Raw genomic sequence first — 1022 nt, 5'->3', positions numbered from 1 at the left:
ATCCTGCGCGACATCGACCTGACCGTGCCCCGGGGCAGCATCGCCGCGGTGCTAGGCCCGTCGGGCAGCGGCAAGTCGACCATGCTTGCGGCGCTGACCGGCGAGCTCCCGCCTGCCGCCGGTACGGTCGAGGTGTTCGGCCAGCCCGTGCCGCACCGCAGCCGCGCGCTGCTGGAGATGCGCAAGGGGATCGGAGTGCTGCTGCAAGGCAACGGCCTGCTCACCGACCTGACGGTCGCCGAGAACGTGGCGCTGCCGCTGCGCACGCATACGAAGCTGCCGGACGTGCTGATCCGCCGGCTGGTCGATTTCAAGTTGAATGCGGTCGGCCTGCGCGCCGCTGCCGACGCCTATCCGCGCGAGCTGTCCGGCGGCATGGCGCGCCGCGTGGCGCTGGCCCGTGCGCTGGCGCTGGACCCGCCGCTGATGATCTACGACGAGCCGCTTACCGGGCTGGACCCGATCGCCTCGGGCGTGATCATGAGCCTGATCCAGCGCCTCAACGACACCCTCGGGCTGACCAGCATCATCGTGACCCACCACGTGCACGAAACCCTGCCCATCGCCGACCAGGCGGTGGTGATCGCCAATGGCGGACTGGTGTTCTCGGGTACGCCGTCCGAGCTGGAAGCCACCTCGGACCCGCTGGTGAAGCAGTTCCTGCGCGGCGAGCCGGATGGCCCCATCGCGTTCGATGCGGTCAAGCGCGGGGAGGCCGCCTGATGCCCTTCGTCGCCGCCACCCGGTCGCTGGGCCGCGCCGGCCTGTTCTCGCTGTCGGTGTTCCGCGCCTCGGCGCCGACCCGCGACTTCTTCGCCGAGCTGACCCGCGAGATTTACAAGATCGGCGGCCGCTCGCTGCCGATCATCGCCGTGGGCGGTGCGTTCGTGGGCCTGGTGCTGACGCTGCAGGGCTATCGCACGCTGACCACGTTCGGCGCCAGCGATGCGCTGTCCACACTGCTGGGCCTGTCGCTCTATCGCGAACTGGGCCCGGTGCTGACCGCGCTGCTGTTCATCGGC

2 protein-coding genes are annotated in these 1022 nt (G+C 70.3%); both read left to right on the top strand.

Features of this window, described 5'->3' with window-relative positions; genetic code table 11:
- Positions 1-723, top strand: a 723-nt coding sequence (locus tag AC04L7_RS19540; RefSeq protein WP_475513825.1) for an ABC transporter ATP-binding protein, incomplete at its 5' end; no start/stop codon positions are given.
- On the top strand, positions 723-1022 hold a 300-nt coding region (locus AC04L7_RS19535; RefSeq protein WP_475513824.1), incomplete at its 3' end, for an ABC transporter permease. The genes AC04L7_RS19540 and AC04L7_RS19535, both read left to right, overlap by 1 nt.

It is taken from the genome of Pseudoxanthomonas sp. LjRoot204_2, assembly GCF_056175765.1.
This window is presented reverse-complemented; position numbering and strand designations above follow the sequence as displayed.